The sequence below is a fragment of the Paraconexibacter antarcticus genome (genome assembly GCF_024220175.1).
GTDB lineage: Bacteria > Actinomycetota > Thermoleophilia > Solirubrobacterales > Solirubrobacteraceae > Paraconexibacter > Paraconexibacter antarcticus.
Genome location: NZ_CP098502.1, coordinates 3,783,644 through 3,803,606 on the forward strand (window position 1 = coordinate 3,783,644; position 19,963 = coordinate 3,803,606).

Annotated in this window: 17 protein-coding genes; 6 read left to right on the plus strand and 11 right to left on the minus strand. The window is 70.2% G+C overall.

Annotated features, from left to right (window positions below):
* Positions 1 to 2 precede the first annotated feature (2 nt).
* The 4 genes from NBH00_RS18475 to NBH00_RS18490 all read right to left on the minus strand — a co-directional run bounded on the left by NBH00_RS18475 (position 3) and on the right by NBH00_RS18490 (position 7,012).
* Positions 3 to 3,770: a DEAD/DEAH box helicase gene (locus tag NBH00_RS18475; protein WP_254570057.1), complete on the minus strand. Its 3,768-nt coding sequence runs from the start codon at positions 3,768 to 3,770 to the stop codon at positions 3 to 5.
* Positions 3,767 to 6,211 (minus strand): DISARM anti-phage system protein DrmE domain-containing protein, encoded by a 2,445-nt coding sequence (locus NBH00_RS18480; protein WP_254570058.1) that lies wholly within the window; start codon positions 6,209 to 6,211, stop codon positions 3,767 to 3,769. Before NBH00_RS18480 ends, NBH00_RS18475 begins: the two co-directional genes overlap by 4 nt.
* A gap of 250 nt (positions 6,212 to 6,461) precedes the next feature.
* The gene (locus NBH00_RS18485; protein ID WP_254570059.1) at positions 6,462 to 6,755 is read right to left on the minus strand and encodes a DUF3892 domain-containing protein; all 294 of its coding nucleotides are present in this window, start codon (positions 6,753 to 6,755) and stop codon (positions 6,462 to 6,464) included.
* Positions 6,756 to 6,760: 5 nt separating this feature from the next.
* Entirely contained in the window at positions 6,761 to 7,012 is a 252-nt protein-coding gene (locus tag NBH00_RS18490; protein ID WP_254570060.1) for a hypothetical protein, read from the minus strand.
* 311 nt (positions 7,013 to 7,323) lie between these two features.
* Here NBH00_RS18490 and NBH00_RS18495 point away from each other — a divergent pair, with 311 nt between their 5' ends.
* The 3 genes from NBH00_RS18495 to NBH00_RS18505 all read left to right on the plus strand — a co-directional run bounded on the left by NBH00_RS18495 (position 7,324) and on the right by NBH00_RS18505 (position 10,372).
* Positions 7,324 to 7,989, plus strand: a complete 666-nt coding sequence (locus NBH00_RS18495) for a hypothetical protein (protein WP_254570061.1) — start codon at positions 7,324 to 7,326, stop codon at positions 7,987 to 7,989.
* 321 nt (positions 7,990 to 8,310) lie between these two features.
* Positions 8,311 to 9,099: a hypothetical protein gene (locus tag NBH00_RS18500; RefSeq protein WP_254570062.1), complete on the plus strand. Its 789-nt coding sequence runs from the start codon at positions 8,311 to 8,313 to the stop codon at positions 9,097 to 9,099.
* A gap of 19 nt (positions 9,100 to 9,118) precedes the next feature.
* A complete protein-coding gene (locus NBH00_RS18505; RefSeq protein ID WP_254570063.1) occupies positions 9,119 to 10,372 on the plus strand; it encodes an AlbA family DNA-binding domain-containing protein in 1,254 nt (417 codons plus the stop codon).
* A gap of 273 nt (positions 10,373 to 10,645) precedes the next feature.
* Here NBH00_RS18505 and NBH00_RS18510 read toward each other — a convergent pair.
* A protein-coding gene (locus NBH00_RS18510) for an IS3 family transposase (RefSeq protein ID WP_254573690.1) occupies positions 10,646 to 12,078 on the minus strand; the annotation gives its coding sequence in 2 pieces (ribosomal slippage) (positions 10,646 to 11,730 and positions 11,730 to 12,078; 1,434 coding nt in all).
* A 353-nt stretch (positions 12,079 to 12,431) separates the two neighbouring features.
* Between NBH00_RS18510 and NBH00_RS18515 the strand changes: the two genes are divergently transcribed.
* Entirely contained in the window at positions 12,432 to 13,490 is a 1,059-nt protein-coding gene (locus tag NBH00_RS18515; protein ID WP_254570064.1) for a DUF4238 domain-containing protein, read from the plus strand.
* Between the two features lie 224 nt (positions 13,491 to 13,714).
* Positions 13,715 to 14,170: a winged helix-turn-helix domain-containing protein gene (locus NBH00_RS18520; RefSeq protein WP_254570065.1), complete on the plus strand. Its 456-nt coding sequence runs from the start codon at positions 13,715 to 13,717 to the stop codon at positions 14,168 to 14,170.
* Positions 14,171 to 14,253: 83 nt separating this feature from the next.
* Here the strand turns inward: NBH00_RS18520 and NBH00_RS18525 are convergent, their stop codons facing one another.
* From NBH00_RS18525 to NBH00_RS18545, 5 genes are all read right to left on the minus strand, one after another.
* Positions 14,254 to 14,685: a LexA family transcriptional regulator gene (locus tag NBH00_RS18525; RefSeq protein WP_254570066.1), complete on the minus strand. Its 432-nt coding sequence runs from the start codon at positions 14,683 to 14,685 to the stop codon at positions 14,254 to 14,256.
* A 151-nt stretch (positions 14,686 to 14,836) separates the two neighbouring features.
* Complete coding sequence (locus tag NBH00_RS18530) at positions 14,837 to 15,214, minus strand: hypothetical protein (RefSeq protein ID WP_254570067.1); 378 nt, start codon at positions 15,212 to 15,214, stop codon at positions 14,837 to 14,839.
* Positions 15,211 to 16,425 (minus strand): tyrosine-type recombinase/integrase, encoded by a 1,215-nt coding sequence (locus NBH00_RS18535; RefSeq protein WP_254570068.1) that lies wholly within the window; start codon positions 16,423 to 16,425, stop codon positions 15,211 to 15,213. The genes NBH00_RS18530 and NBH00_RS18535 overlap by 4 nt, the downstream gene beginning before the upstream one ends.
* A gap of 156 nt (positions 16,426 to 16,581) precedes the next feature.
* The gene (locus NBH00_RS18540) at positions 16,582 to 16,893 is read right to left on the minus strand and encodes a hypothetical protein (RefSeq protein ID WP_254570069.1); all 312 of its coding nucleotides are present in this window, start codon (positions 16,891 to 16,893) and stop codon (positions 16,582 to 16,584) included.
* A complete protein-coding gene (locus NBH00_RS18545) occupies positions 16,890 to 17,792 on the minus strand; it encodes a DNA methyltransferase (protein WP_302182756.1) in 903 nt (300 codons plus the stop codon). Before NBH00_RS18545 ends, NBH00_RS18540 begins: the two co-directional genes overlap by 4 nt.
* A gap of 68 nt (positions 17,793 to 17,860) precedes the next feature.
* Between NBH00_RS18545 and NBH00_RS18550 the strand changes: the two genes are divergently transcribed.
* A protein-coding gene (locus tag NBH00_RS18550; RefSeq protein WP_254573690.1) for an IS3 family transposase occupies positions 17,861 to 19,293 on the plus strand; the annotation gives its coding sequence in 2 pieces (ribosomal slippage) (positions 17,861 to 18,209 and positions 18,209 to 19,293; 1,434 coding nt in all).
* Here the strand turns inward: NBH00_RS18550 and NBH00_RS18555 are convergent.
* Complete coding sequence (locus NBH00_RS18555; RefSeq protein WP_254570071.1) at positions 19,256 to 19,729, minus strand: DUF1360 domain-containing protein; 474 nt, start codon at positions 19,727 to 19,729, stop codon at positions 19,256 to 19,258. The genes NBH00_RS18550 and NBH00_RS18555 overlap by 38 nt on opposite strands.
* Positions 19,730 to 19,963: the final 234 nt, after the last annotated feature.

Here is a 19,963-nt window from a genome sequence, read left to right on the forward strand (position 1 = left end):
GGCTACCTCAGGATCGCTTCGGCGGCGTTGTTGGTGAAGGTCCGCCCGGCGAAGCCGAGCGAGGCGTCGACGTCGCGGAAGCTGGTCAGCGGCGGCGGGTTGAGCATCTTGATCAGCGCCCGGTCGCGCGGGGACTTGAGGTCCTGGATCAGCGCGGTGATCTCGGTGCGCACGTCCTGGCGCATCGTCTCGACCATGCCGGGGTCGTAGATCTCCGCGGTGCTGCCGTCGCGGGCCAGCAGGTGCCGACTGAGGCCCAGCGCGTCGAAGACCCGCTCGACGATCGCCTCCTCCGACGCCTCCGTGTTCCACCACTCCACGAACCCCTTGCCGTAGTCCAGGGCCAGCGGGGCGGGCGCGCCGCGCTCGCGGTCGGGGCGGCCGTAGCCCTGCAGGATGATCGCGGTGATCAGCCCCGGCGCCGTCCGGCCGATCGCGAACTTCGCGAAGCGGTTGACCGGCACCGGCGCGACCAGCTCTTGCAGGAAGCGGTGGTGGGGCAGGAAGTAGTGGAACATCGAGCGGTCGCGCAGCTTGATGCGGTCGTAGCCGGAGACGACCAGGCCGACGTGCAGGCGCCCCGACCGCGACGTCGCCTGGATGTAGGCGGCGATGTTCGACGGCATCCAGTTCATGATCAGCAGGTTCAGGCGGTCCAGGTCCACGCCGTGCGAGACCACCGACGTGCCGACGTTCGCGCGCAGCCGCTGGTCTCGCGGGTCGGTCAGCTTCTGCTCCTCGATCAGCCGCAGCGCCTCGGCGATCTCGTTGAGGCTGGAGTCCCCCGACAGGAAGCGGACCAGCAGCCCGTCGCCGCCGAAGTCCTTGGCGTACGCGTCCAGCTTGTTGGTGATCGCGTCGCCGTCGCGCTTGCTGTTGACGTAGCCCAGCGACAGCTCGTAGCTGAACAGCTCGGCCTGCAGCTGCTCGGGCGTGGTGATCGACTGCAGGCCCAGGCGGGCCAGCGCGCCGTCGGGGTCGTCGGCGAGCCGCTCGACCTCGCGGTGCAGCAGCGCCTGCACCCGGGAGCCGAACTCGGTGACCTCGCGGAGCATCGGCATCGCGCCGACGTAGATCCGCTGCGTGTCGACCGACAGGCGCGTGTAGAAGGACTCCTCCAGCGACCAGCCCGGGGCCGGGAACACGCAGGCGCGGCGGGCGTACAGGTGACGGACCTGGGCCTCGTAGCGCTCGACGGTCGCGGTGGCGGCCAGCAGCTTGGTCGGCTTCTTGGTGCCGACCTGGCGCTGCAGGTGCTCGAACAGGGTCTCGTAGTGCGCGTTGAAGGTGCCCAGCTCCTCCTGCAGCAGGTGCATCTCGTCCTGGACCTGCAGGGCCGGCACCGGGTCGTAGATCTGCACGGAGGTGTGGTCGCGCTTGGTGCGCTTGCACTTACCGCCCGCCAGGCACTTGTCGCGCGTCTGGCTGGGACGGCCGTCCTTCCAGACGGGCTGGTAGTGGGTGAAGTACCCGTGGTCGGGGCAGCAGTACGCCGGGCCGGCGGTGAAGTGCGACACCTCGGGGACGCGGCCGACGGCGGCGAGCTTGTCGACGGTCGCGACGGTCACCGCGGGCAGGTACCGGAAGACCTCCTCGTCGGTGACGCAGACCGGCATGTCGCCGCAGCTGCTGCACGTGTGCAGCAGGCGCACCCCGGGCACGTCGGCGCGGAGCGTCAGCTCGCCGCCCGGGCAGTCGGGGTTCAGGCACTCGGTGATCGTCCGCTCGCTGACGGCCAGGTCGGGGTCGCGGGACAGCTCCCGGGCCCACCAGTCGATGCTGTCGCGCTCCCGGGTGATGTCGTTGGACAGCCGGTTCGGCGTGTTCGAGCTGCCGACGAAGAAGCCCAGGCGGAACGGGTCGCCGGCGAAGTCGGTGTCGCCGTCGGCTTCCAGCTTGCTGCGCAGGTCCTCGGCGGCGTAGACGATCCGGCCGACGCGGACTAGCTGCTGGACGGACAGCATGCGCAGCGGGAAGCGCAGCAGCGCGGTGATGCCGAGCTTCTTGCCGCGCAGGCGGTCGTAGAACATCGCGATCGCGATCAGGCCCAGGTACGCCTCGGTCTTGCCGCCGCCGGTCGGGAAGTACAGGACGTCGGCGGTGTCCAGCTCCGACAGGTAGGCCGGGTCGTTGACCTCGCGGGCGCGCAGCGCCGACAGGTGGATGACCTGGAAGACCAGCTGGAACAGGCGCCAGGTGCGGATGTTGCGTCCGCGGGCCTGGCCGACGCGGGCGAAGACCTTGTTGGCCGCGGTGAACGCGATCCGCAGGTGCGGGTCCTGCTGCAGGGCTCGCAGCCCGAGGTCGAAGCGGTCAGCCTCGGCCTGGAAGACGGCCCGGGCGTCCTGGCAGGCGGCCAGGCGGTCGGGGTCGTTCTGCCACTGGGGGTTGGCCAACTCGACGTCCCAGCGGCGCAGGAAGTCCTGCATCCCGGTTTGGACCTTCACCAGCTCGCCCATCATCTTGCCGGGGTCGGCCAGGTCGGTAAAGGCCAGCTCCAGGTCGGGGTTGGTGACCAGCTTGCGCTGGGCGAACAGCGGCCAGGTCGTGGTGCGGACCTCGTCTGGGGTCTGGTCGGGCGGGCACTGCTCCCCGGCCTCGGTGAACCCGTCGGCGGCGGCGTTGCGCCCGTGCGCCCAGACCAGGCGCAGGTGGTCGTAGCGGAAGTCCTCGGGGGCGCGCTCGAACTCGATCGCCGTCAGCTGCCCGGCGCGCGACGCGGACCGCAGCTGGCAGTTGAACAGGTGCATGTCGCGCTGCAGTTCCTTGGCGTCGCCGTCCTTGCCCTTGCGCGGCGCGACCGAGTCGTTGGACAGCGTCAGGCTGACGTTCATCTCGCCCTGGCGCGTCATACGGGTCTGCAGCGTCAGCGACACCTGATGGGCGCGCAGCGCGCGCTTGCTCCGAGCGGCGCCCTCGCCGGCCTTCAGCGCCTGCCTCCACAACCCCTCGTCGCCGTCGAGCGCGGTGACCGGCACCGTCTGGTTGCCCTCGAAGGCGTGCACGGTCCGGTCGTCGGTCAGCACCGAGGTCAGGCGCGCGTCGACGGCGGCCTGCGCGACCGTCGTCAGGTCGATCGTGTCGTGGACCTTGGTGGAGTCCAGCGGCACCAGGGTCGCCGGGATCGCGATGTCGATCCGCTCGTACCGCGGGAACAGGCTCATCCCCTGCACCCGTCCGCGCCGGGCCGCAGGGGCCGGCGGAGGCGCTGCGGCCGGGACGGCAGCGGCCGCGGCCGTGCCGTCGTCGCCGTCGCCGGTCGTTGCGTCGTCGCCGTCCGCGGCGACCGGTGTCGTGGCGGGGGCGGCCGTGGCCGCGCCGTTGGTCGCGTCCTGCTCGGCGGCGGCCGACGCGGCGCCCGCCGCTTCGTCGTCGGCGTCGTGCGCGACCTCGGTGAGCCAGAACGCGCGCTGCTCCTCGATGGTCGGGTAGCGCTGGACGTAGACGCTGAAGCCGCCGCTGACCTCGACCGCGGGCTGCCCGTCGGCCGGCGGCGTGATGACGAAGTCCAGGCCCATCGTCGGCGGGCGCCCGCCGAAGTCGCCGTCCTCGGGCACGTTCGGCGCCGGGTCAGCGGCCGCGGACGCCGGGTCCGGCGGCGGGTCGATCGGGTCCAACGGCGGCAGGATCCCCAGCTGCAGGGTACGCGACGGACGCACCCGCTCGATGTACGGCTGCGCCTCCCCGGCCAACTGGCGGCGGACGTACTCGGACAGGTGCCGGACGATCCGTTCCTGGTCGGCGTTGCGGACGGACTGCGAAGAACTCATGAAGATGCCTTGGTCACGATCGAGTCGTCGAGGGCCAGGAAACGCCCCAGCCGTGACGCGGGGACGTCGCGCACGATCGTCGTGCCGACGACGGTGAACACCTGCAGGGCCGCGAAGAAGTCCGTCAGGTCCATGTGCGTCAGCTCCTGCAGCTCGCGCTGCTGCGGGCCGTCGTCGGTGACGAGCGTCTCGGCGACCGCCTCGTTGAGAACGCGGCCGATCAGCCGGTGCATCCCGCGGACCGTCCGCAGGTACAGGCGGATCTGCGGGAAGTGGGTGACCGCGCTCTCGTTGCCCGACAAACGCAGCAGCTCCTTCAGCGGCGCGTCCTGCTGCGGAGCGAGGTTGTCGCGCCGGCGCCACGCGCGAACGGTCCCGGCGTGCACGCCGAGCTTGGCGGCCAGCGCGGCGTCGGTGCCGCCGGACGCCTCGTACGCGGCCGCAAACGCCTGCAGGTACAGGTCGTAGAAGACGCGGGCCGGGCCGAACGTCTCGTCCCACGCCTCCATCAGGTCGTGCACGAGCGTGCCGCGGTCGTTGCCGTCGACCAGCGCGACGTGGTGGCCCTCGGCCAGCTGGGCCACCGTCGTGGCCACCAGCTTGCCGTCGACCAGGCGGTCGACCTTCGCGTCGGCGGGCAACGCGATCGAGGTGCGCTGCCGCGTGGAGATCAGGACCGCTTCGGCGGCGACCTGCGGCGAGGCGTCGCCGTCGGCGGGAGCGCCGGGGGCCTGGACGTCGGGCAGGTCGCCGTCTCCGAGCTCGGCGATCTTGGCGAAGAAGTCCATCATCCGCGAGACGGAGTCGCTCGGCGGCTCGGCCTCCTTGACGGTCTTGCGGCCGCCGAAGCCGATCGGCTCCAGCGCCTGGACGGTGAAGTCCACCACACCGGTGACCGGGACCAGCGTGCCGCCGTAGGCGTCGGTGACGATCGCCGCGTTGCTGGCGCCGCCGACGCACGACGCGGCCGCCCGGCGGGCGTTGATCGGGAACCAGCGGGCCTGGCTGGGGTACAGCAGCGCCTCGATCGCGCCCTCTTCTGCGGAGCAGTACATGCTGGCCCGGTACGGCGGCGGCGGCTCAGTGACGATCGTCAGGCGCCGCTTGGTCGACGGGCCGTGCGGCAGCGGCGGCGTCTGCCGGCCGAACCAGACGATCTCGACCGGACCGTTCTCGTCGGCCAGCTCGGCGAGGGTGATCGCGCCGTTGTCGACCAGCGCCGGTCCCAGCGCGCGGGCCTCGGCCCGGGTGCTGCAGCGGATCGTCAGCTTCGTGCGCTGCGCCCGGTAGTGCTCGACCATGCCGTGCAGGTCCAGGTACTTCGGGGACTCGCGGGCCACGTACTCGTACAGGCGCCTCGTGGTCCCGGCGACCGCCGCCCAGTCGCTCTCCCACAGCGCCGCCCACTTGCCGGTGAACTGGCTGCGGTAGGCGCCGGTGACGTAGGCCAGCTCCTTGTGCGGCTGCAGGGCCCCGTACTCGTTCAGCGCCGCGGCCGCGTACGTGTCCAGCGGCACGGCCAGGCGGGCCAGGAACCACGACAGCCGGCGGGCGGCTAGCACCGGGCGCGGCAGCGGGTCGCTGCCAGCGCGGCGCAGCATCTGCGCGAAGCGGGTGTCCAGCTCGGTCAGGTGCTCGTCGACCTCGCCGTCGTCGCAGACGCGGTAGCGCAGCACCGGGGCGCTCTCCCGCGCGCGGCGGACGAGGTCGCCGAGCGCCAGGCGGCCGGAGCCTTCGACGGTCTCCTCTGCCAACAACCCCCAGTCGAAGCGCCAGATCGGGATCTCGAACGAGGAGCACATCTGCTCGAAGGTCTTGTCGCCGAGCTCGCCGACGAAGATCTGGCCGCGATGGCTGTCGTCGGCCCAGACGCGCAGCGACGGCCAGGTGCGGTCGGCGCAGGTCGAGCAGTCGACGACCGAGACGGCGATGACGTTCTCGGCGACCGTCGGCTGGTAGGTCGGGCGGTGCAGCAGCAACAGGGCCTCGTCGGAGGACACGCCGCGGGTGCCGTTGGTGCCACGCAGCGGCCGCGACCGGGTGGTCGGGCGGCCGTCGAGCGTCGGCTTGCCCGCGACGAGCCGCCGGACGGCGGGGGACTTGTGGCCGTTGCGGCCCGCGACCAGGCGGTCGAGGGTGTCGCGGATCGTCGCGTCGCCGGTGGCCAGCGCGACGTTCCCGGGGAACGGCAGCAGCGCGTTGGTGCGCGCGAACGCCAGGTATGTGGCGATCCCCGCGGCGAGGTGATGCGATCCCCGGGGCACCGCGATCGCGATCGCGCGCTTCTTCGTCACCGCGGACCGGGCCAGGATGAACGCGGTCTCCTCCACCCCGGACGGCTTCCAGGGGGCCGCCCCGAGAAGCAGCGCGCCGCCGCGCAGCGCGCGGAGGGTCGGGTCGCCGTCTCGGACGGGCTGGAGGCGGCTGGTCGCGGTGGTCATGTGCAAGAGGCGGTCTCCCGCCGCAGGCGTCGTAGGATGCGTAGGAAACCTGACGCGCGGCGAGCCACCGTCGGCTGCGTGTTCGCCGCCTGACCGAGCCCGCACGACCGCATCGGCGACACCGAGGTCACTGGTCAGTGCCTGACGACGATCTCCGTGTCGCCGCTGGCCGATCACGTGCCCGGCATGGTGGAGGTGGCGGTGGACGCGACCGTCTGCGGCGCGGCCTGCGAGCCGGTGGTGGTGCACGTCATCGCGGGCACTCGGGCAGGGAGAGCAGGTTGTCGGGCTGCTCTCCGTCGGCGACGGTCTTCAGATACTTGTGGCCGAAGCGGCTGACGGCGACGACCACGTCGGCCGTCCGGCCGAACGCGTCCTGGGTGTAGAAGGCGAACTCGCCGTTCTCGGTGCGGCGGATCGCTTCGGGCTGGGTGAGCTTCCAGCGTCTGCCGTCAGGGTTAACTCCCCCGACGTTGCTGATGCGCTCGTGCGGGTCATAGCGCGAGGTCTTGTTGATGCACTGGATGCGGACGCGGGCGGCCATGGCAGTCACACTGCCGTGGAGGCGGAGTCGTCGGCGATCTCGTAGCGCGCTGCGGCCCCGGGGTCGGTGGTGATCGTCACCAGTCCGGCATCGACCAGGGCCAGCAGGTCGTCGACCAGGCGCTCGGCCTCGGCGGCGTCATCCGTCGCCGCTGCGGCGCGGGTCTCCGTCAGCGGGTCGAGCAGTCTGACGGCTCGGGACGAGCGCCGGCGCGGCGCGACGTGGGTAGGCATCTGGGTGGTGTGGCGGGTGGTCATCAGATCTCCGTGGCTCTACGCAACATTGCGTGGCACGGGAGTAGAGCGCCCGACCCGGACGGATCCGCGGCGACGCCCGAAGTCGCTGTGAGCGGCACTAGGCCCTACAAATGGGCCTGTGTCGGTGAAATGCCCGCTCGTTGCGGCGAATACCTGCGGTTGTGCACAGGGTTGTCAACAGGATCTGGCGCGGCTGTAGCCACGCAGCCGGGCATATGAACATCTTGTGCACAGGCGATGCTCGCGTTCGTCTCAGTCCACCGAGTACAACCCGCCAAGTGGTTCCTCCGACACCGACAACATCCCCTCGCTTGGCCCGCGCCGCGGCCGCCGAGCGCGCCGAGCTCGCTCGTCACCGCGAACGACTGGTGGCCGCCCGAGCCAGCCTCCGCGACGAACTGGATCGCATCGAAGCGTCCCTCGGCGAAGTCGAGGATCGCGTTGCGCTGCTGACGCGGCTGGCACCCGATGTCGACCCCGAACCGGCCGCTGAGATCCCCGGGCACGGCGGATCGCCAACCAGCACGCCGACAGGTACGACCCGCCAGGTGCTCCGCGGGCCTGCGATCCGCCGCGAGGCCGTCCGCGTGCTGCTCGATCACCCCGATCGTCCCGAGGCCGTGCACTACCGCCAGTGGTACGAGCTGCTGACCGACGCCGGGTACACGGTGGCCGGCAAGGATCCGCTGGCCGTGTTCCTCACCCAGGTGTCACGGTCGCCTGTAGTCGTCCGCGGCACCCAGACCGGCGTGTACGCCCTCGACCCGCAGGCCCCGCGGCGGTTGCGCGGCAGGTTGTCCGACCTCCACGCCGAGCTGCGGTCGCTGGCCTCCACCCCGGAAGCGACCGCGGACCTCGCGGCGATCCGCGAGCGTCGCCGCGAGATCACCGCCGAGACGGGCCGCACCGAGCGCGCTCTCGAAGAAGCGGAGACGCTCCTCGCGCCTGCAGACGATGTGCAGTACGCGACTGCCTGAGCAAGGACCCCCAGCAAGCGTGAACCCGAGCGCCCGATCGCGCCGCTTTGGATGGATGCGGTCGGCCGCCGGCCGAAACTTCAGCCTGGCCGCGCGAGGCGCTCGATAATCGGTCCTACGTGGCCGGCGGGTGGTGGGGTTGAGCCAGGCTGTTTGACGGAGGTGTTCAGCGACCCGGCTCAGGCGTCCTTGGCAAGGAGGGCGATGAGCAGGTCGGGGCTTCGCGTTGCTCATCGACAACCGATCCGGCAGGCTCAGCGGATCGCGCAAACGCAACTGCTCAGCTGTTCCGGCCCGTTACGCACCCTTCGCGGCCTTGCGATGGCGTGGGGCGTCGGGGCCGGGGACTTCCAGGGCGCGTTGCTGCAGGCGGCAGCGTCAATCCGCGACGCCGGCCACGACCCGCGAGGGGCGCTCCCTGACGCGATCTCGCGATGCCTTGGCCACGATCCCACGCCACCGGGTGAGGTCCTCTACTTTCACGCGACGCGACTGGCCGACCCGCCGACGCTGCTCAGGCGTGGGTTGTATCCGACGGCGGTGGTCCTTGACGAGCTGTGGGACTTCATCGGTCGCTTGGCCGAACCGGAAATCACGACGACTCAGTGGCGAGACGTGCGCCGGGCCATGGACAGCGGCACTATCGGAGCTGATCTCCCATACCGCCACCGGCTCGACCATCGCTCCCAGCAAGGCCCGTGCGCGGCGCTCGTTCTCGACACGGTGCTGCACGCCGAGCGATATCCGGGGACTGTCGACTACCTCGCCGGCGCCGAGATCGTTGTCGACATCTGCGACGCGGTCGCCGCTGCCTACGACCTGCCCCTCCACCGCCGCTACCTCGATGCGACTCGTCCTTGCATCGTGGAGATTATCATGCCCGGCGACGCATCGCCCAGCGTTCTCGACACCGCCGCTTGGTACGTGGAGGCCGCAGTGCTCGGACAGACCACCAGCGAAGCGCACTGGGGAATCGACGGTGCCGGCAACCAGCTCGTGGATGCTCGCATCCACCGCATCTGGGACGTGACATCGCAGGAGAGCTGGGAATCCTTGATCTCCGAGGCGCGGCGCGGCTCATCGGGGCGTGGCGACGGGATCTCTCGCTAGCCGTCCGTAGGCTTGGTGCGTGAGCTTCACAGCACTTCACCGGGCGCTCGGGGTTGGACCCGGACCGTTGACCGATGAGCTCCTTGATATCGCGGTTGCCGCCGCCGTATCGGAGACCGACGATCTGGACTGGAAGTCTGAGCTGCCGCCGATGCGGGGCCTGCCGCAGACGGACTTTCCGAAGGATGTGGCAGCGATGGCGAACAGCGGCGGCGGCGTGATCGTTTTCGGAGTGCGCGAGAATCAGAAGGCGGCGACTGCGCGCGTTGACGTTGGCGAGTTGGACGAGGCGTACGAGCGTTCCCTGCGCAGCGCCGCGATTACCGCTATCTCCCCGCCTGTGTTCGGTCTGGGTGTGCACCGCTTGGGGGCCGACGGGAAGCGGGCTGTCGTGGTCGAGGTGCCCGCAAGCGTCGATGGGCCGCACCTGATCTACAGGCACGAGTATTTCGGCGCGCCCGTGCGCAACGACGCAGACACCGTGTGGATGAAGGAACGGCAGATCGAGGCCATGTACCGTTCTCGATTCGAGGAGCGCCGCCACGCAACGGAGGCCCTGAACGCGCTGTTCACCGAGGCAGCTGCCGGCCGCAACACAAACCAGCGGGCATGGCTGATCGCGGTGGCCCATCCTCGCTTGCCTCGCGTTCGGGATCGGCTGACCCGCGATGAGGCCCGAGATGTGCTGTCGAAGGCTCGAGGCATCGCGTTGACCTACGCGGGGCAAAGCGGCATTCATCCGTTGGAGAGCGTGGACCGGCTCAACCCCCGTCCGGGGCTCCGCCGCTGGGTCGCCGTGAACACGGCGACGGATGAGCGCTCAATGTGGAAGCAGTCCTGGATGAGCATCCACCACGATGGCTCGGTGACCCTCGCGGCCACGGTCGGAGGACATCGTCGGAGCCACGAGGCGTATTTCGAGGGCTGGCAGCTCGAGTCCTCCGCCGTAGAGTGCGCGATCGCGGACGTCATGGCGCTCCTTCGGACTACCGCGGAAGTGACCGACCAGGACGAATACGACCTGCGAGTCGGAGTCGAGTGGACGGGTGAGCAGCCACTCATGATCCTTACGCAGGACCACAGCGGCTTCGCCTACGACGGCGTATCGACCCCCCTGCACTACTACGCTCCTGTCGAGACCACCGTAAGGGCCCTGGAACCGACCCTTGATTTCTTCTGGAGCGTCCACGACCTCGCCGAGGACTGCTTGAACCAAGGCGGCATCTCAAACGTGGCCATGATTCGGCCTCCGTCACGCGACGATCAAGCGTAACCGACCCGGAAGCCGACTCTACGGAGGCGGGACCCGTCCAATAGAGGGATCGCGACCTGCTGTGAGCGCCTCGGCGAACTCGGTTTGGGACGGAGTTCAATGCGGGCCTGCTGGTGACCGTGTGGAGCTCCGGGGTCGTCCGCCGTCGGCGTGAGTGAGACGATGCAGTTGCTCCCCCCGCTACCGCTCGGAGGAGCCGCGTTCCGCCCGCCGCCACTACCGGCGGTAGCCGACGGAACCTGTCAAGCCGGATGAGACAGTGTCGGGGCGAATTTAGTGAGCGGCGGGCTCCTCGGGCTTGGGCTTGTTGATGTAGGCGGCGGTCGGCAGCGCGGGCGGTCGGGGCGGGTGCCGGACGAAGCGTTCGGGCGTGGCGGCGTAGGCCGCGTCGAGGACGGTGGTGCGGGCGGCGTGGACGGCCGGAGCGTGGCCGTGGTGGACGTCGTGTGGGGTCATCAGGCCGATGCCGGCGTGGCGGTGAGCGTGGTGGTACCAGCCGAAGAAGTCGCGGCAGAAGGCGCGGGCGTGGTCGATGTGGTCGAACCGTGCGGGGAACCCGGGCCGGTACTTCATCGTCTTGAACTGTGACTCGGAGTACGGGTTGTCCGTCGACGTGTACGGCCGGTTATGCGAGCGCAGGACGCCGAGGTCGGCGAGGAGGAACGCGACGGGCTTGGACGTCATCGCCGGGCCGCGGTCGGCGTGCACCGTCAACTGGCCACGGACGATGTTCTGTTGCTCGCACGCCTGGCCGATCAGCGCCTTGGCCAGGTGCGCGTTCTCGCGGTGCTGCACCGTCCAGCCGACGGCGTAGCGGCTGTAGACGTCGAGAATGACGTAGAGGTAGTAGTAGGTCCACTTCGCCGGACCCTTCAACTTCGAGATGTCCCAGGACCAAATCTCGTTCGGCCGCTCGGCGAGCAGTTCCGGTGCGGCGTAGGGCGGATGGGTCAGCTGCGCGCGGCGCTCGGTGACGCCGCCGTACTCGGCGGCGAGGATCCGGTACATCGTGCGCTGCGACGCAAGGTAGATCCCCTCATCCAGCAGCGTCGCCCAGACCTCGGCAGGGGAGGCGTCCTGAAAGCGCGGGCTGTGCAACTGCTCGAGCACCGCGGCACGCTCCTCATCCGACAGCGCCCGGCCGGGCCGCCTGCGCGGCACTGACGCGCGCGCGGGCGGCGGGCTGCGTCGGCGATACAACGACGCCCTGGACGCGCCGAGGGCGCGGCACGCGGGCAGGATGCCGACCAGCGGCTCGATCTCAATGACGGCCTGATCGATCATGATCGCGGCGGCTGCTCGTCGGTCTCCGGCGCGCTCTTGGCCAGCAGTTCTTCCAAGAGCGCGGAGACGTTTCCCTGCACCTCGATCACCCGACGCGCCGTCACCAGATCGGCCTGCGAGCGCTCCAGCTGGCGACGCAGCGCCGCGTTCTCCATCCGCTCGGCGCTCGGCGGCTTGGGGCCACGCTGGCGAGGCTCCAGCGCCCCGAGCGCGCCGCTGTCGCGGGCCCGCCGCCACTCCGTCAGCAGCGAGGAGTACAAGCCCTCGCGGCGCAGCACCTCGCCGATCTCGCCGGGCTTGGTGCACGCCTCGGCGGCGAGCACGATCTTCAGCTTGTACGCCGCGGTGAACCTGCGGCGCGTCGCCCGCGGCACGAGCTCGGGATCCGGGACCCCCACCAGCGACGACGCGCCGCCGGCGATGTGCCTACGCTCGCCTTCGGCTCCCTCCGGCACACCGCCGGCGGAACCCTCCAGCTCGTCCTTCATCCCTGCAGAGAACTGCGACACAACGCACGTCCGTTCTCGCCCTCAGGCTCAGTAAATACAACGGTAGAACCTGTCTCACGTCACCTTGGCAGAGAGGGCGACCCGCCGAAGGTGCACTACGACGAGGCCCGCAACCTGACCGTCCTGGACCGCGGGGTGCCATGCGAACGGGAGAAGGACGCCGTAGGCGATGTCAACCTGGGACCGCGATGAACCGGCGACAGCAACAGAAACGCTTTGAGCGGCGGCGTGCCCATCAGGCGGCGCCGGACCGACCGACCAACGTGATGACGCGTCGCAGCTACCCCGAGGTCAAGAAGGGCCACATCGTGCCGCGGGTCTACCAGCGGGCCTGGGCGACCAACGACCAGATCACGGTGCACATCGCCGCCAAGCCGGCGCCCGTCACGATGAACATCGCGGACGCCGGCACCCGCCGCCGCCCGTACAGCCGCCACCGACCCGACGGGACACGCACCGACGACATGGAGGCCGCGCTCGGCGAGGCCGAAGGCCGCTTCGCGCCGATCCTCGACGCGCTCGAGCATAGCCCGGGCCTCACGCTCGAACGCAAAGGCGGCCTTACGCAGTTCATCGCGCTTCAGATGGTCCGCTCGCCCGAGTTCTTCCGCATCCGCGATCAGCGCGTCGCGACCGCCATCGAGGAGCTCTTCGTTCGCGACCACGCCAAGCCGGCGCTCCTCGAGCTCGCTGGAGACGACACCGATCGTGCCCGCGAGATCGCCATCGAGAAGCTCAAGGAGCAGACACCGGCGCTCATGTCGATGACGCAGATGTCGCTGAAGCTCGCGACGATCCTCGGGTCGATGCGCTGGCAGTTGCTGCAGGTCGCCCGCCCAGCACTCGTCTACTCCGACCAGCCCGTTGTGCTGTGGCCAGCCGGGATCGAGGCCGTCGCCGCGGCGCCGACCCGGCCGCAGTTCGGCCCGATGACCGCGCAGGAAGTCCTCATGCCGCTCACGCCAAGCCTCGCGGTCGTGATGACCTGGGAGGACCTCCCTGACCGCGAGGCTCCTCGCGACATCGGCGAGGACATCGCCGCGACGATCAACGAGCTCGTCATCGGGCAGGCCGACCGCCAGTGGATGCACGTTGTCGGCAGCACCCCCGCCAGAACTCGCACGCCGCTGCGCACCGTGTCTTGCGCCCTCACCGGCACGCACGCCGTCGACACTGCGGGCAGCAGCCGGCGGGGGCACGCCCAGAAGTTCCTCAAGCGCCACCTCACCAAGCGATGGCCGGCCACGGTGGAGGTGCTCTGGGGCGAGGCACCGGCACCCGTCGCCGTGGCTTCCGGAAGCAGCGCCAGAGGCGAAGCGGACTGACGTCGCGTGTCGGCGTCCGCGGACGCGCGGCCGACCGAGACTGGGCGTTGCCCTTCCAATTGCGGGGTCTGTCCGTCTGAAGGAGCTGTTTGGGCGAAAGGCGCCGTGCGAGCAGCGAGCGCGGCCGCGATCGGATACACCTGCGCCCGAGGGTACGGGGTCCGGCGGGCGGCGTGGGCGCCATGCGCATTACGATCCGTGCTCTACGGCACGAAGGAGTCAGCATGGTGAAGGTCCTCGACGTTTCGGCGATCTCTGAGCAGATCAGGGCGCGACTGGACGAGCAGCGGCGGCAGCATCAGGGCATCGGTGACGGTCTTGAGCGAGTCCGTGACGTGCTCGGTCGTTTGGAGGGCGAGGTCCGCTCACTCGTCGGCGGCGCTCGCGGCTCGGGCGCGGCACCGACGAGCACCCAAGTGACGAAGAACGTCCCCGCGCCCAAGACCACGCCGGCTGCCAAGCGCACCGCAGCTCCAAAGCCGAAGAGCACGAGCGGGCGCGCTCCGCGTGGCGAGAACAAGGCGAAGGTGCTCGCGGCGCTGAAGAGCGGTCCGATGACCGCGACGGAGATCGCCAGCAAGACCGGCATCGGCGCCGCCAGCGCAAGCACGATGCTCAGCCGGATGGCCAAGGCCGGAGAGCTCGTCAAGGCCGACCGCGGTTACGCGCTGCCCTCGTAAGGGGCCGGGTGCTCCGCGAGGGGTCTGAGCAACCGGCGATCAGCGATCAGCGTTCGAATCGTGGGGTGTTGGTTCCTCATCGCTCAGCTACGGGCGGGCGACAGGTCGTAGCGTCGCGGGCGGTCACTGACCTGCTGCAGGCGGCCGGTGGCGGCGAGTCGCGTGAGGCAGTTGGCGACGGCGCCGGAGGATCGTCCCAGGGCCTTAGCGACGGCAGCGGGTGCGTGAGGTCCTGGGCTGACGGTGGTGTGGAGGTGGTCTAGGACGAGGGTGTCGAGCTGGCCAGGGCGCAGCCGGTGGCCCGCGGTCGTGATCGGGCCGGGGGCCGCCTCTGGCGCCTGAGCTGTGATCGGGTCTGTGGGCGGCTTGCCGACGGCGGCGATGTCGGTCCAGCGGTCGGGGAGTTTGCGGGCGCCGTCTTGTCCGCCGGGGTTGCGGTGGGCGTGGCCGGCGCGTTCGAGCAGGGCGAGGTGTTTGGTGACGGTCGAGCGTCCGAGGCCCGAGGCCGCGGCCAACTCGACCCGGTCGCCATCGGTGCACGGGCGAGGGCACTGAGGATCTTCAGGCTCGTCGCGTTCGGGGTGACGGCGTCTTTGACATCGGTGCTCATCGGGGTCTCCGGGTCGGCGTGGCGTCAGTGCTGGAACGGCTATTTCATCGTGCTGGTCAGGCCCGCCGTTCGCGACCGGTGGTGTCGGTGCTTGGGGCGGGCCGGCGGGTCTGTTTCGGGGTCGTGGGCCAGCTGGTCGGGATGACCCAGCCGCGCGTCACGTCGAGACGCCGCATGGGTGTTTGGGTGTAGAGGCGGCGGGCGAGCGGGGAGCGGTAGGTGTGGTGGCGGGTCGCGTACAGGGTGTGCCCGCCGAGCCACGCGAGCGCCCCGGCGACGGCGATGACGAGCCCGGCGGCCGTGCCCGTAGCGCCGAGCATCAGGCCGGCCGTCACGCCGAGCGCCCCCGCGCTGCGAAGCAGGACGCTCCCCAGCGTCCAGACGGTCAGGGCGGTGATCGCGAGCAGCGCGACAGCGGTCGTGATCGCGCTCATGCCTTGGTCTCCGGGCCGGGGGTGCCGGCGGCCGCGGGTTTGGGCTCGCTCGTGAGTTCTTGCTCGAGGTCGAGGGCTGGTGCGTGTTCGCCTTGGAGGAGGTGGGCGTAGACGGTGAGGGTGAACGCGGGGCTGTGGTGGCCGAGGGCCCGGGAGAGCTGCAGCAGGTTCGCGCCGCGGGCGAGCATCAGCGACGCGTAGGTGTGGCGGAAGGCGTGAAAGCCCGCCCACCCCGCCCCGACCGTGGTGGCGGTCGGTTTCAGGACGCGGCGGCGGAGGTTGTCGGGATCGATCTCGGTGCCGGCCCTGGAGGTGAAGACGAGGTCCTCGTCCTGCGCCGCGACCGTCATGGCGTTGCGGCGGTCGGTGAGCCGCTGGGCGATGGTGGGGCTGAGGGGGATGCGGCGTCGGCCGTGTTTGGTCTTCGGTGGTTCGATGCGGCCTTTGACCAGGGCCCGGCGGATGCGCAGGTGTGGCTCGGGGTCCTCGAGGTAGGTGTCGCGCCAGCGCAGCGCGATCGCTTCGCTGATCCGCATTCCGGAGGCGGCGAGCAGGGTGAAGAGCATCTCGTGCTCCTCCCCCACACTGGTGAGGAAGCCGCGGAGTTGGTCGCGGGAGAAGGTGCGGATCTCTTCCTCTTCGTCGTCGACCTCGTTCTGGTCGCGGCGGGGGAGCGCGAGCCCGAACGCGGGGTTGTGTCGCAGGAGTCCTTCGCGCACGGCGGTGGAGAGCATCGCCCGGATCGGGATCGTGGCGTTCGCGATCGACGAGTCGGAGAGGTGCTTGCCCTGTTCCTTGTCGTCGGCCAGCCAGCCGACGTACTGCGCCAGGTGCCGCGGCGTCAGGTCGGTCAGGCGAAGCGAGGGGCGGAAGTGCTTCAGCGCGTAGTTGGTCAGCAGCCGGCGGTATTCGTCGCGGGTGCCTTCCCTGAAGCCGCGGCGTCCGTTGCCTTGGTAGCGGTCGATCCACTCAAGGGCGTAGTCGTGGAGGGTGACCTTGATCTGGGCCTGAAACTCGCCGCGGTCGATGTCGGTTTCGCGGGAGCGTTTGATCCGGCGGGCCTCCTCGATCGTCGAGGCGGCCTCCTTGCGCTGGCGGCCGGCGGCGCGGTACATGACGATGTAGGCGTTGTCCTTCTTGTAGACGCCGGGGGTCGAGGTCTTCTTCAGCTTCCGCCGATCCTGTTTGGGCGCGGCCGGCGGAGGCCGCACGCGGGCAGCGCTTCGCGCGGTAGGTTCAACGAGCATGACGATGGTCCTTTCGTCGTCTGCCGTGGGCGGGGCCGTTAGCGCGGCGCCCGCCCAACTTGCGGCGGTGTCCACCGAACGTAGCTCGACACCGCCGCGGAAGCGAGTCGGGTGTCAGCGTCATCGCCGGCGTCCCGCGCACTCGCGCACGTACCGGTCCAGGGTCTGGCGGGTGTAGAGCGGGGTGCGCCCGTCGCGCCCGTCCGGACACAGCGCGCGGCCGCTGGTGAGTTGATGGATCCGCTGGCGCGAGACGCCGAGGTACGCCGCCGCCCGGGCCGGCGGCAGGTACCCATCCGGCCGCTCCCCGTGAGTGTCGGCGGGAGCGTTGGCGAGCTGGGTGGTGAGGATCTCCGCGGCGAGCCCGGCGATCTCAGCCAGCAACTCTTCAGGGATCTGGATGCTGATCGTGCGGGGGCCGGCGGGGGTCATGCCGGCCCCGTGGTGGCGAGCGCGATGGTCGGGGGTGCGGCTGGCGCGGGCCGCGGCTGGTGGTGGTGGGTGATGCGGGCGCGGGCGACCTTCGCGTGGTCGGGGTCGCGTTCGATCCCGATGAACTGTCGGTCCTCAAGGACCGCCGCGCAGCCGGTCGATCCCGATCCACAGAACGGATCCAGGACGACTCCGCCGGGTGGGGTGATGAGGCGGGTGAGCCATCGCATCAGCTCAATCGGCTTCACCGTCGGATGGGGATTTCGGACCTGCCGTCGTGAGCGGCCGGCGGAAGAGGGGAAGAGGTCAAGGGTCCGGGCGGGGAGCTGCTGGCAGCCGGCGTCGCGTTCGCGGCGTGAGGCTTTGGAGCAGTAGAAGAAGCGGCTGGGCCGCACCCGCCCCGTGTGCCGGTCAAGCCCCGCGACCGCGCACCCCCTCGCGCAACCGCCCAGCCGGCAGCCGGGCTGGTGGGTCAGGCAGACGTTCGCCGGCCACCGCACCACCGCCGTGGACGTGGTGGGGTCGGGGATCGCGCAGGCCTCGGTGTTCAAGACCCCTGTCCCCCACCTGTCGGCCGTTGCGGCGGTCGTACCGGCCATCGGGGTACGGGCCAGGACGATCGGCTCATACGCTGGTTTCAGCGCGGTACCCCGGCCACCGGGGAGCCGCCGGGATTTCGGCATGCCGCTGCCGTACAGCCACATGAGGACATCGCGGATCTCCAGGCCCGCGTCTTCAAGGCCCGAGGTAAGGCGATGCGTCATGCGCGGTGCGGCGAAGCACGCCACGTGGCCGCCGGGCTTCCCTCTCTGCCAAGGTGACGTGAGACAGGTTCTACCGTTGTATTTACTGAGCCTGAGGGCGAGAACGGACGTGCGTTGTGTCGCAGTTCCCTGCAGGGATGAAGGACGAGCTGGAGGGTTCCGCCGGCGGTGTGCCGGAGGGAGCCGAAGGCGAGCGTAGGCACATCGCCGGCGGCGCGTCGTCGCTGGTGGGGGTCCCGGATCCCGAGCTCGTGCCGCGGGCGACGCGCCGCAGGTTCACCGCGGCGTACAAGCTGAAGATCGTGCTCGCCGCCGAGGCGTGCACCAAGCCCGGCGAGATCGGCGAGGTGCTGCGCCGCGAGGGCTTGTACTCCTCGCTGCTGACGGAGTGGCGGCGGGCCCGCGACAGCGGCGCGCTCGGGGCGCTGGAGCCTCGCCAGCGTGGCCCCAAGCCGCCGAGCGCCGAGCGGATGGAGAACGCGGCGCTGCGTCGCCAGCTGGAGCGCTCGCAGGCCGATCTGGTGACGGCGCGTCGGGTGATCGAGGTGCAGGGAAACGTCTCCGCGCTCTTGGAAGAACTGCTGGCCAAGAGCGCGCCGGAGACCGACGAGCAGCCGCCGCGATCATGATCGATCAGGCCGTCATTGAGATCGAGCCGCTGGTCGGCATCCTGCCCGCGTGCCGCGCCCTCGGCGCGTCCAGGGCGTCGTTGTATCGCCGACGCAGCCCGCCGCCCGCGCGCGCGTCAGTGCCGCGCAGGCGGCCCGGCCGGGCGCTGTCGGATGAGGAGCGTGCCGCGGTGCTCGAGCAGTTGCACAGCCCGCGCTTTCAGGACGCCTCCCCTGCCGAGGTCTGGGCGACGCTGCTGGATGAGGGGATCTACCTTGCGTCGCAGCGCACGATGTACCGGATCCTCGCCGCCGAGTACGGCGGCGTCACCGAGCGCCGCGCGCAGCTGACCCATCCGCCCTACGCCGCACCGGAACTGCTCGCCGAGCGGCCGAACGAGATTTGGTCCTGGGACATCTCGAAGTTGAAGGGTCCGGCGAAGTGGACCTACTACTACCTCTACGTCATTCTCGACGTCTACAGCCGCTACGCCGTCGGCTGGACGGTGCAGCACCGCGAGAACGCGCACCTGGCCAAGGCGCTGATCGGCCAGGCGTGCGAGCAACAGAACATCGTCCGTGGCCAGTTGACGGTGCACGCCGACCGCGGCCCGGCGATGACGTCCAAGCCCGTCGCGTTCCTCCTCGCCGACCTCGGCGTCCTGCGCTCGCATAACCGGCCGTACACGTCGACGGACAACCCGTACTCCGAGTCACAGTTCAAGACGATGAAGTACCGGCCCGGGTTCCCCGCACGGTTCGACCACATCGACCACGCCCGCGCCTTCTGCCGCGACTTCTTCGGCTGGTACCACCACGCTCACCGCCACGCCGGCATCGGCCTGATGACCCCACACGACGTCCACCACGGCCACGCTCCGGCCGTCCACGCCGCCCGCACCACCGTCCTCGACGCGGCCTACGCCGCCACGCCCGAACGCTTCGTCCGGCACCCGCCCCGACCGCCCGCGCTGCCGACCGCCGCCTACATCAACAAGCCCAAGCCCGAGGAGCCCGCCGCTCACTAAATTCGCCCCGACACTGTCTCATCCGGCTTGACAGGTTCCGGGCCGCGGCCGTTGCCTTGAACGTGGCCTGCAGGAGGTCGTTCGCGCCGGCGGCCGCGAACACGCTGATGACCGCTCGCCCGCCGACAGGCGAGATCGCGCTGAGACTCGCCAGGCCGAGCGCCGACCACGAACCCATGCATCGTGAGCAGGTCAGCAGCTCGCCGATGACGAAGCGCATGCCCTCGCCCTTGGCCTTGCCGCCATGGTCATCGGCCGTATCGGTGACGAACGGCTCGCGTACGAAATGCGCGATGCGCTCGTGAGCGACAACATCAGCGATCGCAAACGTCGCGAGCGCGAGCAGCACCGCGTCCATCGGCGTCTCCACGGGGGCCCGTCGACGCCCGGCCACCGTCCTTGCGTGAACCGCAAGCGCCGCAGAGAACACGCTCATCACGGCTGCGTAGTCGCCTGCTCGCGCGCGAGAGCGTGGTGGTTCGCCGGTGCCGGACATCTCAGCAGGCCAGGGTACTACGTGCTGTAGGAGTTGGCGACCGGAGCCCGGGTCGAGCTGCCATACCCCTACAGCTCGTAAGAGAAGCGGTACAGTCGAGCTGTGCCCGCTCTCGACGCTGCTCCGTCCCACGAGGGCGCCGCGTCCCTCGGGCCCCGCAGCTGGGTCTCCGTA

Bases quoted from the DNA above. Each gene is read 5' to 3' on its own strand.
- NBH00_RS18475 (WP_254570057.1), bottom strand. From the start codon at position 3,770: ATGAGTTCTTCGCAGTCCGTCCGCAACGCCGACCAGGAACGGATCGTC.
- NBH00_RS18480 (WP_254570058.1), bottom strand. From the start codon at position 6,211: ATGACCACCGCGACCAGCCGCCTCCAGCCCGTCCGAGACGGCGACCCG.
- NBH00_RS18485 (WP_254570059.1), bottom strand. From the start codon at position 6,755: ATGGCCGCCCGCGTCCGCATCCAGTGCATCAACAAGACCTCGCGCTAT.
- NBH00_RS18490 (WP_254570060.1), bottom strand. From the start codon at position 7,012: ATGACCACCCGCCACACCACCCAGATGCCTACCCACGTCGCGCCGCGC.
- NBH00_RS18500 (WP_254570062.1), top strand. From the start codon at position 8,311: ATGGCGTGGGGCGTCGGGGCCGGGGACTTCCAGGGCGCGTTGCTGCAG.
- NBH00_RS18515 (WP_254570064.1), top strand. From the start codon at position 12,432: ATGACGCGTCGCAGCTACCCCGAGGTCAAGAAGGGCCACATCGTGCCG.
- NBH00_RS18520 (WP_254570065.1), top strand. From the start codon at position 13,715: ATGGTGAAGGTCCTCGACGTTTCGGCGATCTCTGAGCAGATCAGGGCG.
- NBH00_RS18530 (WP_254570067.1), bottom strand. From the start codon at position 15,214: ATGAGCGCGATCACGACCGCTGTCGCGCTGCTCGCGATCACCGCCCTG.
- NBH00_RS18540 (WP_254570069.1), bottom strand. From the start codon at position 16,893: ATGACCCCCGCCGGCCCCCGCACGATCAGCATCCAGATCCCTGAAGAG.
- NBH00_RS18555 (WP_254570071.1), bottom strand. From the start codon at position 19,729: ATGAGCGTGTTCTCTGCGGCGCTTGCGGTTCACGCAAGGACGGTGGCC.